General features: G+C 29.1%; 16 protein-coding genes. All 16 read right to left on the reverse strand.

All coding sequences use genetic code 11. The features are described from left to right. Positions 1-11: 11 nt before the first annotated feature. Complete coding sequence (locus tag FN795_RS18370) at positions 12-929, reverse strand: NAD-dependent epimerase/dehydratase family protein (RefSeq protein WP_142451978.1); 918 nt, start codon at positions 927-929, stop codon at positions 12-14. A gap of 1 nt (position 930) precedes the next feature. Next, positions 931-1,719 carry a glycosyltransferase family 2 protein gene (locus FN795_RS18375; RefSeq protein WP_142451979.1) on the reverse strand — a complete coding sequence of 263 codons (789 nt, stop codon included), beginning with the start codon at positions 1,717-1,719 and terminating at the stop codon, positions 931-933. A gap of 70 nt (positions 1,720-1,789) precedes the next feature. Further along, positions 1,790-2,836 carry a glycosyltransferase family 4 protein gene (locus tag FN795_RS18380; RefSeq protein ID WP_142451980.1) on the reverse strand — a complete coding sequence of 349 codons (1,047 nt, stop codon included), beginning with the start codon at positions 2,834-2,836 and terminating at the stop codon, positions 1,790-1,792. Then, positions 2,811-4,022, reverse strand: a complete 1,212-nt coding sequence (gene wzy, locus FN795_RS18385; protein WP_142451981.1) for an oligosaccharide repeat unit polymerase — start codon at positions 4,020-4,022, stop codon at positions 2,811-2,813. Before wzy ends, FN795_RS18380 begins: the two co-directional genes overlap by 26 nt. Continuing rightward, positions 4,019-5,197 carry a glycosyltransferase family 4 protein gene (locus FN795_RS18390; RefSeq protein WP_142451982.1) on the reverse strand — a complete coding sequence of 393 codons (1,179 nt, stop codon included), beginning with the start codon at positions 5,195-5,197 and terminating at the stop codon, positions 4,019-4,021. Before FN795_RS18390 ends, wzy begins: the two co-directional genes overlap by 4 nt. Before the next feature lie 3 nt (positions 5,198-5,200). Next, on the reverse strand, positions 5,201-6,367 hold the full coding sequence (locus FN795_RS18395) for a glycosyltransferase (RefSeq protein WP_142451983.1): 1,167 nt from the start codon (positions 6,365-6,367) through the stop codon (positions 5,201-5,203). Next, the gene (locus tag FN795_RS18400; protein WP_142451984.1) at positions 6,354-7,841 is read right to left on the reverse strand and encodes an oligosaccharide flippase family protein; all 1,488 of its coding nucleotides are present in this window, start codon (positions 7,839-7,841) and stop codon (positions 6,354-6,356) included. The genes FN795_RS18395 and FN795_RS18400 overlap by 14 nt, the downstream gene beginning before the upstream one ends. A gap of 37 nt (positions 7,842-7,878) precedes the next feature. Beyond that, positions 7,879-8,607 carry an SDR family NAD(P)-dependent oxidoreductase gene (locus FN795_RS18405; protein ID WP_142451985.1) on the reverse strand — a complete coding sequence of 243 codons (729 nt, stop codon included), beginning with the start codon at positions 8,605-8,607 and terminating at the stop codon, positions 7,879-7,881. Between the two features lie 59 nt (positions 8,608-8,666). Next, on the reverse strand, positions 8,667-8,897 hold the full coding sequence (locus FN795_RS18410; RefSeq protein WP_142451986.1) for an acyl carrier protein: 231 nt from the start codon (positions 8,895-8,897) through the stop codon (positions 8,667-8,669). Next, positions 8,897-9,904, reverse strand: a complete 1,008-nt coding sequence (locus FN795_RS18415; RefSeq protein ID WP_142451987.1) for a ketoacyl-ACP synthase III — start codon at positions 9,902-9,904, stop codon at positions 8,897-8,899. Before FN795_RS18415 ends, FN795_RS18410 begins: the two co-directional genes overlap by 1 nt. Positions 9,905-9,931: 27 nt before the next feature. Beyond that, entirely contained in the window at positions 9,932-10,801 is an 870-nt protein-coding gene (locus FN795_RS18420) for an acyltransferase (RefSeq protein ID WP_142451988.1), read from the reverse strand. Positions 10,802-10,812: 11 nt separating this feature from the next. After that, positions 10,813-11,871 carry a DegT/DnrJ/EryC1/StrS family aminotransferase gene (locus FN795_RS18425; RefSeq protein WP_142451989.1) on the reverse strand — a complete coding sequence of 353 codons (1,059 nt, stop codon included), beginning with the start codon at positions 11,869-11,871 and terminating at the stop codon, positions 10,813-10,815. Next, a complete protein-coding gene (locus FN795_RS18430) occupies positions 11,871-12,959 on the reverse strand; it encodes a DegT/DnrJ/EryC1/StrS family aminotransferase (RefSeq protein WP_142451990.1) in 1,089 nt (362 codons plus the stop codon). The genes FN795_RS18425 and FN795_RS18430 overlap by 1 nt, the downstream gene beginning before the upstream one ends. A 3-nt stretch (positions 12,960-12,962) precedes the next feature. After that, entirely contained in the window at positions 12,963-13,985 is a 1,023-nt protein-coding gene (locus FN795_RS18435; RefSeq protein WP_142451991.1) for a polysaccharide biosynthesis protein, read from the reverse strand. A gap of 60 nt (positions 13,986-14,045) precedes the next feature. Beyond that, on the reverse strand, positions 14,046-15,116 hold the full coding sequence (locus FN795_RS18440) for a Wzz/FepE/Etk N-terminal domain-containing protein (protein ID WP_142451992.1): 1,071 nt from the start codon (positions 15,114-15,116) through the stop codon (positions 14,046-14,048). A 7-nt stretch (positions 15,117-15,123) separates the two neighbouring features. After that, positions 15,124-17,568: an SLBB domain-containing protein gene (locus tag FN795_RS18445; RefSeq protein ID WP_142451993.1), complete on the reverse strand. Its 2,445-nt coding sequence runs from the start codon at positions 17,566-17,568 to the stop codon at positions 15,124-15,126. Between the last annotated feature and the right edge of the window lie 24 nt (positions 17,569-17,592).

Consider the following 17,592-nt stretch of genomic DNA (forward strand, 5'->3'; position numbering starts at 1 on the left):
TTCTTTAAAATCTATTGAAATGTTTTTACATCTCTAACACCAACTTTTTTAATATATTCCAAAACAGGTTTTGGTTTCCAATCAAAAAGTTGTTTTGCCTTAGAATCATCAAACGTTAAGTTTGAAGTTATTTTTTTTACTTTTGACGTGTTAACTGGAGCACGATTCCCTAGTAAATCTCCTATTTTACCAATAACTTTTGCCAAAATGAGAGGTAAACTTAAATAGCGTTTACCATTCGTAGAAAGTGCTTTACTTAATTCATCAAAACTTGGATGAACATTATCGGTTAAATTATATATTCCACCCACAGATGCTGCAATGAAAATAAATGAGGTAACATCATCAACCAAAATCATACTTTTCCTTGCCTTACCTTTATCAATATTAAAATAAAACCCTTTATCAATAGCTTTTATCATTGCTCCTAAATTTCCGGGAGGATTTTTACCGACCAATAAAGGCAACCTAAGAATCGTACACACTATTTTATTCTTCTCACACCAATTTAAAACTGCTTTTTCTGCCTCAATCTTGCTCAATCCGTATGCGTCAGAAGCCATTAAAGGGTGTTCTTCATCAATATTTACTCCAAAATCTTTTCCGTATACAGCTACAGAACTTATTAAAACGAACTGTTTTGGCAAAGAGGCGCCTTTCTCAAGTCCTTTCAATAGATTTAGAGTCCCAACAACGTTTACATCATAAAACTGTTTTTTTTCTAATTCTGTTTTGGGAACAACATGAGCCTTCCCTGCTGCATGAATTACAAGATCAAAACTTTCTTTAAAAACAGGGATTTCTTTTTCTAAAGATATTTTATAATCTCCAGCTGTTCTTGATAATGTTTTGATATGATTATCGGCATGAGTTCCTTCTGATATAGATTTACCTAAAAATCCATTTGCACCAGTTAATAATATATTCATTTTAATAAAAGCTTTTTAACCATCCCCATTTATTAAAATATACAATCGCACTTTCTACTGTTATCCATTTAAATTTTAGTTTTTTATGCGTGAGCTTTGCAAAGTGATGGTAAACATGTGCCTCTGGGTAATAAGCAGTAGTAGAAACCTCTAAAAATCTTCTAGTCAAATCTGCATCTTCCAGATACATGAAGATTCTATCATCAAACAAACCTACTTTTTTAAGAATGTCGGTTCTTAAAAACATAAAACAACCTGATAAATAAGGCACATTGTATATTATATCGTTATAATCTTTATCCTTATATTCATATTTATTCATTCTTTTTTTGAACATTTTTTTTAAGAAAGAAGGCATAAATCCTCTAGCAAATAAATCAAAAAAAGTTGGATTAGTTTTACACAAATATTGAAACTCTCCACTTGGATAAGTAACTTTAGGCATAACATGGCCAATTTCGAGATTGGTATCCATAAATACGCATAATTTTTCCAAATTCCCTTTCTCAAAATATATATCGGGATTCAAAACTAAGTGGTAATCAGAATCTAAATTAAAAGCTTTTTCTATCGCTAGATTATGAGCTGCGCCAAATCCCGGATTAGACGGATTATGAATATATTCTATCCTTGGATCATCTTCTAAAACTTTCAAATCATCATTTGGAGAATTATCTACAAGATATAATTTTACACTTAAATTTGTATTTAAGAATGAATTAATAGCTTCTCTTAACATTGTAACGTCGTTATTGTATAAAACAATACATGAAGTTATTCTTGTTTTCATTTTTAGTTAATTATTTTACTTAGTCAAAAAATTTAATGATAATATATTATTGATACATTCGATAATCATTCTAGTGTATTTTTTTATATAAATTCATATAATTTTGACCCATTTTATTTACACTATACTCCTCTTGAATTAAACTATATATTGAATTAGCTAATGTCTCTTTATTTTCATAGCATTCGGAAATTGCCTTTGCAAGTGATTGAATATTTTCAAGTTTAAAAAAACATACTTCCTTATCTGTAAATAATTCTCTAAAAATTGGAATATCTGAACACACAACTGGTAACTTCATTAATCCTGCCTCTAATAGTCCTAAAGGAAATCCTTCTGAATAGGAGGACATAACATAAACATCAAAATAATTTAAATAAACTGTTGCATTTGACTTATATCCAAGAAAATAACAACGCTCCTCTACCCCTAATTTTTTAGCTAGATTTAATAAATTTTCTTTCTCTTGACCATCACCTACAATTATCAAAGCATAATCTTCCAATAAAGTTAAACTCTCAACTATTTGATGAATACCTTTACGTTTTGTAAGTAAGCAATGTGAACCAATAACTTTGTATTTAGATTTTATTTGCTCTAAAGTATCTTTCTCATCTATATAAATATTTTCATCAATTTTATTTTGACAATTTCTGCCATTATAGATAGTCTGTAAGTTTAGTTTAGTTTTTTTTGCATAAATGGCTTTCATTTCATTGGTAAGAGTAATAACGTAGTCTTGCTTTTTTAAAAGGAATAACCAAATTTTTTCAAAAAAATATGCAATAAAAGGATTGTAATTCCCTTTTAAATTATCATAAATATTTTGATGTAGAGTAGAAATAAAAATCGTTTTATTATTGCTTTTTTTTCTGTGAAACCAAACATAAAAATCTGGTCTTAACATATGAGAGTGAACAATATCATACTTAGAAAAATCGATTTTATCAAAAAGTCCTATCCTGTAAGTATTACAATCAAAATCCACTTCTCTTACATCATCAAAATAATAAACATCTATTAAATCAACATTTTCTTTAATATTTTCAATAATGTCTTTTGCAACAATAACTGGTCCTTGATTAGCTAATTTAGGTAGAATATAAGCTATTTTCATCTTTCTTTTTAAAATTTAAAAAATTCACAACCATAAACAATACAACATAAACAAAAATTGAGAATATTAGAAATGCATATTCATTAGATACTCCACTCATCAAAACATAAAGCAATAACATAAATGCTAACTCATTTGCATATTCAAACCGAAGCATCCTAAAGACTATAAATGTAGATATTATATATAAAAAAATAGTTAATATATTTAAAACTAATACCAGAGGAGATTTAAACAACGACAAGTACAAATTCCCTTGAGTCCCAGCCATGTAGGCAACATTATCCTCGGAGTTCTCATAATAAAATTTAAAAAGCATAGTTTCAGGTCTATGCGCGGGCATATAATCTAAACTCAAAACTCCTCCTAAAGCTTGTTTTTGAAAATATAAGGGATCTAATTCTTGTGCACTAATAAAAAATACTGGCGCCTCCTGCATAATAAAAGCTGAATCAGAAAAACTGGAAAGTCTTCCCATTAGCACTCCGAGTATAGGATCAGAATAGGTTTCTTCGGTTTCTTGTCCTCTTAAAATACTTCGCAATTCATAAAGTCCGTTCACTACTATTGGAAAAAAAAACAATAAAATAAGAATTATAATTTTTTGTTTCTTAAAAAAAAGATTTACTTCAACAAAGTATTTAATATAAAATAACATTCCGAAATACAACAAAACACCTAATCCTGCCCTTAAATAAGCCAATACCAAAAGCAGAATTACTAATAGAAATTGAAACTTATTTTTTTTTGGAACTAGCAAAATATAAATAAAAGCGCCATAAAAATAATTAAACCTATTCATTATTTGAATAATAGGTTTAATTATGGGTGGAGCTTCATATGGTGGAGCTGCCAGAACTCCTACACCATAAATAAGTGTAACAGCAACATTCCAAATAATAAGAAAAATTAAAAAAATTTCAAAAAATCTCACAGGCATTGTTATGCACTTGTTGATCTTTTTCTTTTTAAAATATAAATAAATTTTCCAAGTAACAATAAATGGAAGAATAGTAAATAGAAGATTAATTACAAGAAGCCAAAATGGTAATACAACTTCGACACCCAAAAAGTCACCATTTAATCTACCTTTAAAAACTGCATATAAAAATGATGTAAATGATGTAATTATAAAGAAAAAGTATAAATGTTTTACTGATTTTTGGGAGTTATAATCACTAATCATATATTCAATCTTTTATATTGATCCATAAATTCTTTTTGAATATTTTCATTTGAAAGTAACTTAGTAGCTCTATTTAAAGACAAAACCTGGTCATCATATTTTTCAGAATTATCCTGAATTATTTGATTTATGGTTTCACTCATTTCTTCAACTGTATCACATAAATATCCAATATTACCTAATTTTTTAAAATAAAATTCAAAAAAAGGATTTCTAAGAGAAATTATAGGCTTTTTATATTTTAGTGCATCAAAAAAGGTTCCACTTGGACATAAATCATATAAAGAGTCTTCTTTAAAAAAATAAATAAAAAAATCTGCTTTATTAACTTCTTTTTCAAATAAATCAAATGGGATAAAAGTATTGTTATTTATAATTTCGACAAATTTATTTGAATAACTTAGAACTTCTTGAGATACATTTCCAATTTGAATAAATTTAACTTTACCATTCTCAACATTAAGTCTCTGTTTTTCTGCAAGTTTATAGAATAAATGAGAATTTTTATTCATCAATCCTGTACCAATATTTGCAATTGTTATGACATTACTTTTTTGAATAAACTGATCGCTTATTTCTTTCGTATCATAATTATAAGGATGATCAATTGATATTGTATTCCTATTATTAAAATTTGGAAATTTATTAAATAGTTTTTCTTCAATTGTCTTACCATAAAACAGCAACACAACCTTAGCCGGTCTTGTTAAGAAAAAAAATTTAATTACATTTCTATAAATTGTAGTGGTTAACTTTTTTCTTTTTAAACTCAAAACACCGATATCGCCATGCAAACATATTATTGTCTTTTGCGAAAATAACAGTGAAAAAAAATTAAGCAAAATGGAAGTAAATGGAAATGCAGAAGCAAAAACAACTAATTCGACTTTCTCTTTTTTGGCATATTTGAAAATTTTATACGCTAATAAGGTTTCCCTAACTGTTTTCTTTAAAACGGCGCTTTTTTTCAACTCTGCCTCACCTGTATATTTAAAATTAGTAAAATTATAGAAATCTGTATTTTCAATATAATTAGACAATTCTATCTTATGTCTCTCATCACAAAAAACATCAATTCGCTTTTTATCAAAAGATTTTTGAAGAATCTTCAATAAGCCACTATTTACATGTACGTGTTTATCACCTTGCATTTGTAATTCTGCAAAAACAACCATATTTTATTTTTTGAAATGAAATTGACTCGCTTCTATTTTTGATTCTTTCAATGTTTTCATAACATAATCAACATCTTCTGCTATGATGACATTATATTGATTTGTTTTTGATAGAAATCTTATTTTTCTATACCATATACCAGTTTTCTTTTTAAAAAAAACAAGACTTATTTTTACCAAATCAATAATATTTTTCTGACAGTATTTTTTTACTGATTTTAATAATTCACTAAATAAATATGGCTCATAAGCCAACATTGTTCCATAAAAACTAATATAATTAAATTTCTTTGATGAATTAAATTCGCTAAGTACCTCAGTGACTGTTTGCGCATATATTGTTTTTTCAGACCAGATTTTTGGCACTAAAGGATTCCAATTGTCAATTGTTTTTTTAGGTAAATGTTTTTGTTCTTCAATTTTACCATAATGCTTATTTCTTGCTGTCATCCCTCCTCCGCTATTTTTAGAAGCTCCAAAGATGCTTACAGGGAAATTCACATAAAAATATTTATCTATGACAAAAGCTATAGCTGTTGAAAAAGCAATATCTGGACTTGCACCGGGCAAATACGTTCCAGTTATATTTTTAATTTCTTCCAATACATCACGTCTAACAATTCCGTGATAAAATTTTGGTAATCCTTGAAAAATTCCAGCTCCGCTTTCTAACATTATATTAAGTTCTTCGTCTGAATTCTTTTCAACAAATTGTAAAAGTTGATTATTTGGTAGCCAAAGTGCTTTTTTTCGATGAAAATAAGTTTCATTTATAAACTCTACAGTATTCCACCAATAATAGGCAGGATTATAAACTAAACTTTTGATATTTTCCTTATCCATAAATAATGCAAACTCATATATATAAGGTGAAACTAAGTCATCATCACCAATAAAAATTTGATATTTACCTGCTGCATTATCTATTGCCAAAATAGTATTTTCAATAATTGACATATTCCCAGGATGATAAAAATACTTAACCCTATCATCTTTTAGTGTATTAAAAAACAAAAGCGCCTCGCTGTTAACGTCAGAATTATCTTGAATAATAAATTCAACGTTTTCACTTTCAATATATTTTAGTAACGCAGAAACTACTGGATAAAGACATTCATACCTATTTTTTGTAGGTATAATTACGGACAGTAGTTTATTATAATTTTCCATTTTTAATCGATTCTCTTATGTTTATTTTATATTTAGGATTTATTGCATTAAATATTAATAAATTCAAGCCTAATGAAATCAATCCTATAATAACAGAATACAATAATACATAATAACCTTTTGGCAAGTTTAAAGTTAAATAATAAGCTATACACCCTATACAAACAGCTACTACTAAAGGAATTAATGTATCAATAAGTAACCATTTTTTAAATTCTGATTTTAAAAATTTTTCTATTAGAAAATATCCTAAATAAATATATGCAATAATGTTCATTCCAAGCCATGTAAAAGTGGCTCCTATTAAACCGAAAGTCTTCACGAAGAAAATAAGAGCTGGTATTATAAAAATTATGGCTATAATCCCTAGTCTAACATTAGTTTTAGTATGACCATTTGCTATTGCTAAATAATATGGCATGTATTGAAATGACAAAAATACTCCTCCAAACAACAGAACTTTTGTAACATTTTTAATGGAATCAGCTATTAACAAATCTCGCGTCCAAATAAACAGAAAATCTTTTGTAAAGAGAAAAAGCACTAACGCTCCTGTTGTTGCTAAAACTGATAAAATAAACGAATTAACATGAAAAAGTTTAACTAATTCTTTATGTTCTTTGTTTTCTGTATACTTAACCATTCTAGGTAAGATGGCAACCGCAATAGGTGTAATTATTAATTCTGGAACTTGAGACAATACGCCAGCTAGAGAATAATGACCAAATTCTTTTAAGGAAAGGATCTTACTTATGACTATCTTATCTATTTGAGTATTAAGTGAAGCAATTATTGCCATTAACATCATACCTCCAGCAAACTTCCCAACTGTTTTTAGAACATTTTTATCAAATACGGCAACTACATTTAATTTTATAAATTTCCACAAATTATATCTCATTATGAAGAAAAACAAGATATTCATTGCCATCTGCCAAAGAAAAAATGTTAATAATGAAGGAAAAAAATATAAAGGAATAAAAACCAACGCTGAACGGGAAATACTGCTTGAAACTTGAATTCCATTTGATAATACTTGTTTTTCAAGCCCCATCAATCCACTACTCTCTAAGGTGGTAAATAACTGGAAAGCTACACTAACTCCCATCAAACTAATATATATAGATAACTCGTTTGCAGGAATAGTTTGAGAATTTAACCAATTGGAAGCTATAAAATTAGAAAACAAAAAAATAACAATTACAATAACTGCACAAATCCCAATATATAATCGCTCAATTGTAAAAAGCATATTATTTAAATATTGGGCGTTATTATTTCTAGCAATTTCTCTATTCAAAGTAGCCGAAAGACCTCCATCAGCAAAATACATTATTGTTAAAATAACCGTATAAAAATTAATTACTGCATAAGATTCAATGCCCAGTATTTTTATATAAAAGGGTACAAAAACAAATACTGAAATTATACCCCAAATTCTACCAATATAATTGGCAATAATATTTTTAAGCATTTCTTAAATATCAATAAAATTATTAGTTTACAGTAATTTAATGTACTGAATATCCTCCATCAATTACAAAACTCTGTCCTGTAATCCATCGTGCTTTATCTGAAATAAGAAATAAAATGGTTGGCACTACGTCCTCAACCTCGCCAAAACCTAATGGATGCATTTCTTTAATTTTATCAATTTGACTCTCATTAATACTTTCAAATAACAATTTAGTCATTGGCGTATTTACAATACCTGGCAAAACGGCATTTACCCTTATCTTTCTTCTTGCTAATTCTAAAGCACTTGACTTTACAACACCTAAAACAGCTGCTTTTGAAGCACAATAACCAATTTTACCAGGTTGCCCTAAAATTCCCATTACCGAGGATAAAAAAACAACACTTGCACCATCATTGCAATATTTTTTTTTCGAAAAACTTCTAAGTAACTCTATGCCTGAAAATACATTTATGTTAAACATATGATCTAATTTCTCTGGTGTACTTTGTATTAAAGGAGTTGTTTCCTCTATACCTGCACAGTGAATCATTGCATCAAGCTTTCCGTTATCTAAATCAAGTTTTGAAAATATATTTTCAATATTATCGACAATAGCTAAATCAAATTCATAAGTTTCTATGCTTGACCTATTTTCTTTTAAAAACAACTCAATTTTAGAGAAATCTCTCCCTATAGCATATACAAAACAACCATTATTCACAAGCTGTTTCAATGTTTCAAAGCCTATTCCTGAAGTTGCACCAGTTAAAAGTACTTTCATAATTATTTCAACAAAAAAGATTATTACAAATCAAAAAATTATTCAATGATAAATCTTATTTAATCAAATTTATCAAATCCAATAATTTCGATTAAAGAATCTACTGTAGAAATTTTTTCAATATCATCATGGTTTAGTCTAACTGAAAATTCTTCATTAACAAGTCCAATTAATACCATTTCGGTCATTGAGTCCCATTCGTCTAGATCTTTAAGTATTGATGTCTCATTGATTTCTGTTTCTAATTCTAAATCATTTTGTAATTTTAAAATAAAAGATTTTTTATCCATTATAATTTATTTTTAATTGTTATTAATCCACCTGACCATGAAAGCCCTACACCAAACCCTACAATTATGACATCTTGTTCATCGAAATTATTTAATTGAGAGTAATTTTTTAATGCAATAGGTATAGTAGATGAAACTGTATTTCCTCCGTCAGATAAATTTCTATAAAATTTATCTTCTTCGATTTTCAATCTCTTCCTTATAAAATTTAGCATAAAAGAATTTGCTTGATGCAATACAAATTGATGAATATCATCAATACTTTTATTATTTTTTAATAAAACCTCCTTAGTAAATTCAGGAATTACTTCACTGGTAAAATTAAAAACTTCCGGACCATTCATATAAAGATTATTATCTGTATATGTGTTATTTGTTCCATAAACTTTTTCTTCTGCATTAAAATCATAAGCGTTGCGACTACATCCATTCTTTACAATTAGCTTATCATAACCAGAACCATCGGTTCCAAAAAGAAAATCTCCAAAATATTCTTTCTCAGAAAACGAAATTAATGTTGCTGTTGCTGCATCTCCAAAAATAGCCCTATTTGAACGATCATTAGGATGTAGATATTTTGAATATGTTTCTGCCGTCACCAGCAAAACATTTTTAACTTGTCCTGTATTAATTAATCCTTTTGCAATACTTAAGCCATAAGGATAACCAGAACAGCCTAAATTAAAGTCCAATGCTCCAATATCTTTTCTCAAATCTAGTTTATTCTGTAAGACACATGCAGTAGTTGGTAAAAAATATTCTGGACTTTGTGTACAATACAAAATAAAATCTATCTCTTTGGAATCTATTTTAGTAAAAAGCTTTAAACAGGCTTTTACAGCCAAATCTAAAGCAGTTTCATTTTCAGTAACCCAATATCTATTTTTAATTCCGACTTTTTCTTCAAATTTATCAAAATCATAATCCGGAAATGCTTCCAAAAGATTTTCATTTGTAATTTTTTGGTCAGGAAAAACATATTCAATATTTCTAATAATTGCTCCCATTTATTTTTCTTTAATAGAATGATCAGATTAATTTAAAGGAATAAATCTCGCCTTATTATTGTATAAAAACTTATATACCATCCTTTCTGTTAGAATATTAGTTTTATTAAAAGTCTTATCAAACAGATAAAAAACACTTATAGAAATGTCATCTATTTTATTTTCTGATTTTGTAAAAATTACTTTTTCGTTATTAACAGAATTCAAAAGAATCAAATCATTATCTGTAGAATCTAAAAGAAAATTAGTAGAGTTCGTTGAAATAAATTCCTTTAACCAATTTTCAAGCATTTCAAATTTTTCATCAATTGTTTTAGGCAAATAAAAATTTAGCTTTTCCATTAATTTAGCGGGACTTCCGGAATATGCACTATTCGGCAGTGTATCTTTGGTAATAACCGAATTAATTAATGCCGTACTTCTTTTACCCAAAGTAATACCAGAACCAACTACACAACTTCCAACCAACCAGACATCATCCAATATATTTGTTTTCCTTTTTGCAAATAATATACATCCTTCTATTTGTTCACCACTCGCAACGTGTGTCCATATCTGAGAATACATGCCAACTCTTACGCCGTTACCTATTTCTAGTCCTCCGGCACCATCCAAAATAGTATTTTGACCAAACCAGCAGTTATGACCAATTATGATATGATCTTCTGCCATGATAAGCATATCATTATGAAAAACATTCCAATCACCTACTTTAAATTTTCCATGAATGAAAATACGTGTGTTATCGTTAATTATATTATTATCTCCAATTAAAACTTCAATGTTTGGATCATCTCCAATTACTTCGATAACAACATTTTTTCCTATCCTATTATGTTCACCCAAAACAACTTTAGGATGAATTTTTGCCGAAATATCTATCTGATTTGTAACCATATCGTTTTTTTTTATTGCACCCACCAGCCACATGGCAATGCTAAGAATTGATTCATAAATTTTGAAACCCCAATTAATTTTTCACTATTTTTAAAAACTGAATAAATATTGTTATTTATATGAACTCCTGTTGCATACCAACCTTTCTTCCTAAATTCTTCTAATGCCAGTTTTTTATCTTCGCATAAAACACCATAAACCCAAAAATTAGGATTTGTTTCTTTATTTAAATTCAAGGGAACAATTTGTTTACTTTCGGCTATTCTTTCATTCCAGACTATGGCATTTTGCCTTTGCTTTTTTAAAAGATCGTCAATATCATTCATTTGCTTTATCCCAATTAGCGAATTTATCTCACTCATAAGTGCACCATAACCCTCCACCTCAATATCGCATTCTGCACTTATTTCTCCATTAACATCTCTAAATTTACTTCTATCGATCCCATAATCTCTAATCATCTTCGCTTTTTCATAAAGATTTTGATTCTTAAAAGATATTGCAGCTCCATCTATTGTATTTGGTAATCTAACTGTTTGAAAAGAAAATACTGCAATGTCAGATTCATTACTACCCATTTTCTTGCCATTAAATTCTGAACCAAACGCTTCAATACAATCATCAACTACAATTAAATTATGTTCAATTCCAATTTTTCTAATTTCATCTATTTGCCCTAAGTAACCGCAAAAATGATTATGAAATATTGCCTTAGTTTTTGAAGTAATTCTTTTTTTTACATCTTCAGGACACATGCTTCCTGTTTCAGGATTAACATCAGCCCAGACTATTTTTAAATTTTTCACTACAAAAGGCTGATTGGATGCTAAGCAACTAACAGGTGAAGCTATTATCTCATCTCCTTGTTGTAATCCTAACGTAGATAAAACAATTTGCATTGCGTGGTTATAAGAACTAACAGTTAAAATATTTAAATTACCTGTATAATCAGCTAAAGCTTGCTCAAATAACTTTCCATATTTTCCATAAGCCAAATTCCCTGAATATAGAATTTTTTCTATATCTGGTAGTAAATTATCTGGCATATAAGGTTTGTAGATTGGAATCATTACCACCCTTTTTTCATTAATTCAATCATCTTGTCACAATCCTCTTTTGTAACCCACCAACCACAAGGAATGTGCACCATATTTTGATAAAAATTATCCAAATTTGGCAAGTCAGCTGGAAAATCATTTAAATAGGTATGTAAATCATTTCTTTTATGAAGTTCAGAAGCCATAATTCCGTTTTCAGCCATCATTTTTACAAATGCATCTCTATTTTTTACTTTTAAGGTATATAACCAATAAGATGGTTCTGTGTCTGGGTAGTATTCAATAAGCTCAACTCCATCTATACCTTTCAAATTTTCATCAAGATATTTTCCATTTTCAATATATTTTTGAACTATCGATTCGATATTTTCAAGTTGAACAATTCCAATAGCGGCATTTACATTATTCATATGATATTTATATCCTTGAATTTGAATATCATTTTCTAGTCTTGATATATTTTTATCTAATCCAAACCATCTAATAATTTTACCTTTATTATACAAATTATTATCAAGAATTTGTAAAGCGCCCCCATCTATAGTTGTTAAGTGTTTTATAGCTTGAAAAGAATAAATAGTAAAAGGAAAATGGTTTCCTGTTCTCTTTCCTCTAAATTTAGCACCTAAAGCATGGGCTGCATCTTCGATTACCGGAATGTTATATTTTTTAGAAATTTCTTGAATTTTACTTACATTCACAGGAATCCCAGCATAATCAACTACAATAATTGCTTTAGTATTAGAATTTATAGCCTTTTCAATAGATTCAGGTGAAATATTGCCTGTAGATAAATCAACATCAGCCCATCTTACTTTTGCTCCAACCATTTTTATTGCCACATTAGTTGGCTCTGCAGTCAAAGCTGTGCTAATAACTTCGTCTCCTTGTTTGACACCGGCTAAAATTAATGCAATATGAAGAGCAGCTGTTCCAGAATTTAAAGAAAGTGTATTTCCCCCACCTATATAATTTTCAAATTTTCTTTCAAACTCTTCTACAACATCACCTTGAGCCACATAACCACTATAAAGCACTTCTTCAAGTTTTGGCATCAATTGTGACTTAGCTGGTATATTCGTTTTTATTAGTGGTAACATATATTATTTTTTAAATGAAGCTAATTCGTCTCTCACATAATCTAGAGTAAGTAATAATTTTTTCAGATTCTCTACATTTAATCTTTCTGTATTATCTGAATTATATTCCTCATCAAGCAATTTAGGTCCATCTTCTTTTACATATTTTGTATAATTAAGATCTCTAAAATCGGCAGGAATTCTGTAGAATCTACCGATATCTTCAGCTTTAGACATTTCTTCTTTTGAACAAAGTGTTTCATACATTTTCTCTGAATGTCTTTCTCCAATTATATTAATTTCATTATTTACGTTAAAAATTTCTTTTAAAGCTATTGCTAAAGTTTCAATAGTAGCTCCTGGTGATTTTTGCACAAAAATATCTCCCGGATTACCATTTGTGAATGCAAACATCACTAATTCTACAGAATCATCCAAAGACATCATAAATCGAGTCATTTTTGGATTCGTTACTGTTAATGGTAAACCTTCTTTTATTTGTTTAATAAATAAAGGAATAATAGAACCTCTAGAGCACATAACATTTCCATATCTAGTTGCTGTATATATGGCTTCAATCCTTTTAACTCTAGAATCTCTTGCCTTAGAAACAGCTAATTTTTCCATAAATGCTTTTGAAATCCCCATTGCATTTATAGGATAAACTGCTTTATCTGTACTTAAAACAACTACTCGCTCTACATTATTCTGAGCAGCTGCTTCTAACACATTTTCTGCACCTAAAATATTAGTCTGCACAGCTTGCATAGGATAAAACTCACAAGAAGGAACTTGTTTCAAAGCTGCTGCATGAAAAACAAAGTTAACACCATCCATTGCTGCGTTTATACTCTTAAAATCTCTTATATCACCTATAACAAAATTTAGCTTATCATTTTTGTATTCGATTCGCATATCTTCTTGCTTTTTCTCGTCTCTTGAGAAAATTCTAATTTCTTTCAAATCAGAATTTAAAAAACCTTTAAGCATCGCATTACCAAATGAACCTGTGCCTCCAGTTATTAATAAAACTTTATCTTTAAACATCCTATGTTTTTTAATTATGTTAATTTATAATATGCTTTTTATCATTAAATATTAAAAGAATCACATTAATAATGCAATCAATCTTTTAAAGACTAAAAATATAGTACCTAGAAAAAAACCCAAAAAACAACCAATTACAATTCCTTTTGCTTTCCCAAAACTTTGTTTTAATAAAGGCAAAATAGGTCTATCAATAATTTGTATTAAAGGTGTTTCTTTTCTCAAAGTAACTTTTGCTAATTCAGATTGTTTTACTAATTCCGTAAGTATGGCTGTATTAGCCTGAACATCGACTTGTCTTCGAGCTGAAGGTGCACGACGTACGTTAAGTGCAGGATTAAGATTAAAAGTATTATCGTTAGCTACAGCTACTCCAGTAATAGCTCCATTGAGTTCACTTCTTATAGAATCAACCTGATGTTCCAAAATTTCCATATTCATGCGAGCTTTTTTACTTTTCGTCTCTACATAAAATTTACCTACTTGTTTTGCAAGAGCCTCGCAAAAATAAAAAGAAAACAATTCGTTATTTGATGATACATCCATCGATATGATCGCAATTTTCTTATCTTTTTGTGCTACAGATAAAGAACTCTTAGACAAATTTTGATATATTATTCCTAAAATACTATCATGTGCCCGGGTAAAATACTTGCGATTACTTTCAGGTAAAAATTGCAAATTTTTAAATTTTGGATTATTACTCCATTTGTCCCTCCATTCATTATTTTGAATATACATCTCTGCCAATGAGATTACTTTTCCATTTACCGTTACTGGAGTCATCAAAGTCTTCTCTACCATTGTTCGGGATTTAAACAACTCTGTCAAATTAGAGCCTGTAAATATTCCTCCACCACTTCCACCTAAATCCAGCCCAAATGAACTCGCCAGACCTAAAGCTCCTCCCAAACCGCCACTTGCAGACTTATCATCCTCTAAGGCAAAAGACAATGTGGCAGTGTACACGGGCTTTTTTAAAATTGCATACGTTAAACCTATTCCCGCACCAATTATTCCGGCACATAATATAATTTTCCATTGAGAAAGCAAATAAGCAATCCACTCTTGCGCTTTCGATAGTAAATCTTTTAAAGAAATTTCATCACTAGGTATATTTTTATTATCCATCAAAAATTTATTTAAATGCTGTAACAATTAATAATGCTAAACTAGTCAAAACACTACCAATACTAACCCATTCACCAGTACTCATCTTTTTAGTTTCAGGCTTTTCTGGAACTACAATTTGCGAATCTGGCTCAACTTTTGGATATGATCTAAAAAACAGGAATGATTGTGTAACTGATGCTTTACCGTTTGGATAGATTATGTAAGCTTTTTTCTTCCATCCTTTATTATCTACACCACCAACGGCATTTATATAATATCTAAAGCTTTTTCCATTTCTATATGGAATTTCAGAAGTTAACAGTACATTACCTGTAACTTTAACACCTTCATTATAAACAGCAACTTCAATTTCATCTCCAGGAAACAAAGTTACATTGGAATAGTGATTTTTATCTTTAACTATTTTCTCCCAATTAACTGGAATAGTAGCATACTTTAAATCTTCTTTTAATTTTTTAGAGAGTTTTTCCTTAAGAGTATCATTTTTAGCCAAATTCAAATCAACACTTTCGATTTTTTCAATTTGCTCTTGTTTAATTGGTCTCTTAATTTTCATACCATCCAAATTTGCTATGGATGTCAATCCACCCGCACGCATAACTACATTATAAACAGTTTCTTTTTTATTAGCCAAAACATATTTCCCTGGATAACCAACTGCCCCACTTACTGTTACCATTTGAGGTTTTTCATAAACTGCCATTTTACGAATATTAATAACATCAAAAGGTTTTAGCACAAAGTTTTTAATCTGTTCATTATTATCTGCAGTAATTTCGAGTTCAACTAATTCTATACGTTTCGGATCAGCATCATCAATTACATCTGATTTTACCATTCTTGCAATTTCCACTCTTTTAGAAGCTGAACCGGTCAGTCCACCTACCTGAACAACTAAATCATTTAAAGTCAAATTTTCAAAATATTCATATTCTCCAGGGTTTTTAACTTCTCCATCGATAGTAACTTTATACTCCTCTCTAAAATCCAAAATTGAATACACCGTTACAATATCTTCTCTCTTTAATTCAATATCAGCATTTAAATCTCCTGATAACGCACTTGCTAAATCGACATTTACAATTTCTGTAGTTAAATCAGTCTTTAAGCGAATAATTCTTGCTCTCTTTGTGTATGCATCTTCTTTTAATCCTTCTGCTCTAGTTATAAGATCAGAAATTCGCATTCCTTCATTATAAGAATAATAATCTGGTCTAAAGACAGCTCCTTCAATTTTGATACGATTCTCAAAACGATTTAAAATCTTAGTTACTTTAAAAACATCCCCTGATTGTGGTATATAGGTACTATATTCACTTTCATTGATATCTTGAACTTTAAATTCTTTTCCTGTTTTTTGCAAAACATTTACAGATGCAGTATAAGCAAACTCATTAAATCCTGAAGCAAAATTTAATAAATCGGAAAATTTTTCTCCTTTCTTCATTTCGAAAATACCAGGACGCTTTACTTCTCCCTCTACTACAACTCTATTGGTATAAGAAGGAATTCTAATAACATCATTATCTTTTAATGTAATATTATCCGATTGATCTCCTTTAACCAAAAATTTATAAATATCAATATTTCTATAAACTTTATTATTTCGTAGTAATTCAATATTTCGATAACTTCCGTTTTTTCCTGGACCTCCAGCTAAATGTAATGCATTATACACTGTAGCTAATGATGAAATCGAATAATTACCTGGCTGCTTTCCACCAACAATTGTAATTTTAATCGTTCTTATTCCACTCAAACTGACACTAACTTGAGATTGACCAGATCTTACCGTGCTGTAAACACGAGAGATAGCGGCTTTTATTTTTTGAGTTGCTGCTTCAATTGACATACCTGAAACTGCAATTTGCCCCACATAATCAATAGTAACTTTTCCTTCAACACTAACTGGAATACTTGCATTATACTCCTGAACTCCAAAGACACTAACTTGTAATTCATCCCCAGGTCCTAAAACATAATTAATTGGAGTTGCTAATTTCAAATCTGGTTCAAAATTTAATGTTGGATTATCAAATAATTCAGAACCAAAAATTAATGCATTCAGTGAATCTTTTACTTTATCATTTTTGATTTTTTCTTGTTTCCTACCAAACTCTGAATCTTTGTCATTTTTCTTTAATTTATTTTCGTTGTCAGTACCTTTTTTAGAATCTTTAGCATTCTTCTTTTCGTATTCTGTTAACTTGATCCTTAATTTATTAAACTCTGTTTGAGTCATTCCTTTAGACAAAACCGCTGGTTCAATCTGATCAAGAGTGGCATTATTACTTTTTAATTGAGCACTAATTTTTGCCAAATCATCATCTGACAAATAATCAACTTTTATGGTACTTAAATCTTTAGACTTAAGCAAATCCTGAGCATGTCCATTGAAAGACATTAATAAAATAAAAAATAATGTAAGAACGTAAGTTATCTTTTTCATTCGGCTATAGTTTTAACTTTATAT

Origin of the sequence: Flavobacterium resistens (genome assembly GCF_900182645.1) — a bacterium.
GTDB classification, from domain to species: Bacteria; Bacteroidota; Bacteroidia; order Flavobacteriales; family Flavobacteriaceae; genus Flavobacterium; species Flavobacterium resistens.

What these genes read in the sequence shown, in the direction of transcription:
- FN795_RS18390 (WP_142451982.1), bottom strand. Translation starts at nt 5,197, where the DNA reads ATGGTTGTTTTTGCAGAATTACAAATGCAAGGTGATAAACACGTACAT.
- FN795_RS18380 (WP_142451980.1), bottom strand. Translation starts at nt 2,836, where the DNA reads ATGAAAATAGCTTATATTCTACCTAAATTAGCTAATCAAGGACCAGTT.
- FN795_RS18445 (WP_142451993.1), bottom strand. Translation starts at nt 17,568, where the DNA reads ATGAAAAAGATAACTTACGTTCTTACATTATTTTTTATTTTATTAATG.
- FN795_RS18395 (WP_142451983.1), bottom strand. Translation starts at nt 6,367, where the DNA reads ATGGAAAATTATAATAAACTACTGTCCGTAATTATACCTACAAAAAAT.
- FN795_RS18410 (WP_142451986.1), bottom strand. Translation starts at nt 8,897, where the DNA reads ATGGATAAAAAATCTTTTATTTTAAAATTACAAAATGATTTAGAATTA.
- FN795_RS18405 (WP_142451985.1), bottom strand. Translation starts at nt 8,607, where the DNA reads ATGAAAGTACTTTTAACTGGTGCAACTTCAGGAATAGGCTTTGAAACA.
- FN795_RS18440 (WP_142451992.1), bottom strand. Translation starts at nt 15,116, where the DNA reads ATGGATAATAAAAATATACCTAGTGATGAAATTTCTTTAAAAGATTTA.
- FN795_RS18415 (WP_142451987.1), bottom strand. Translation starts at nt 9,904, where the DNA reads ATGGGAGCAATTATTAGAAATATTGAATATGTTTTTCCTGACCAAAAA.
- FN795_RS18425 (WP_142451989.1), bottom strand. Translation starts at nt 11,871, where the DNA reads ATGATTCCAATCTACAAACCTTATATGCCAGATAATTTACTACCAGAT.
- FN795_RS18400 (WP_142451984.1), bottom strand. Translation starts at nt 7,841, where the DNA reads ATGCTTAAAAATATTATTGCCAATTATATTGGTAGAATTTGGGGTATA.
- FN795_RS18370 (WP_142451978.1), bottom strand. Translation starts at nt 929, where the DNA reads ATGAATATATTATTAACTGGTGCAAATGGATTTTTAGGTAAATCTATA.
- FN795_RS18435 (WP_142451991.1), bottom strand. Translation starts at nt 13,985, where the DNA reads ATGTTTAAAGATAAAGTTTTATTAATAACTGGAGGCACAGGTTCATTT.
- FN795_RS18430 (WP_142451990.1), bottom strand. Translation starts at nt 12,959, where the DNA reads ATGTTACCACTAATAAAAACGAATATACCAGCTAAGTCACAATTGATG.
- wzy (WP_142451981.1), bottom strand. Translation starts at nt 4,022, where the DNA reads ATGATTAGTGATTATAACTCCCAAAAATCAGTAAAACATTTATACTTT.
- FN795_RS18375 (WP_142451979.1), bottom strand. Translation starts at nt 1,719, where the DNA reads ATGAAAACAAGAATAACTTCATGTATTGTTTTATACAATAACGACGTT.
- FN795_RS18420 (WP_142451988.1), bottom strand. Translation starts at nt 10,801, where the DNA reads ATGGTTACAAATCAGATAGATATTTCGGCAAAAATTCATCCTAAAGTT.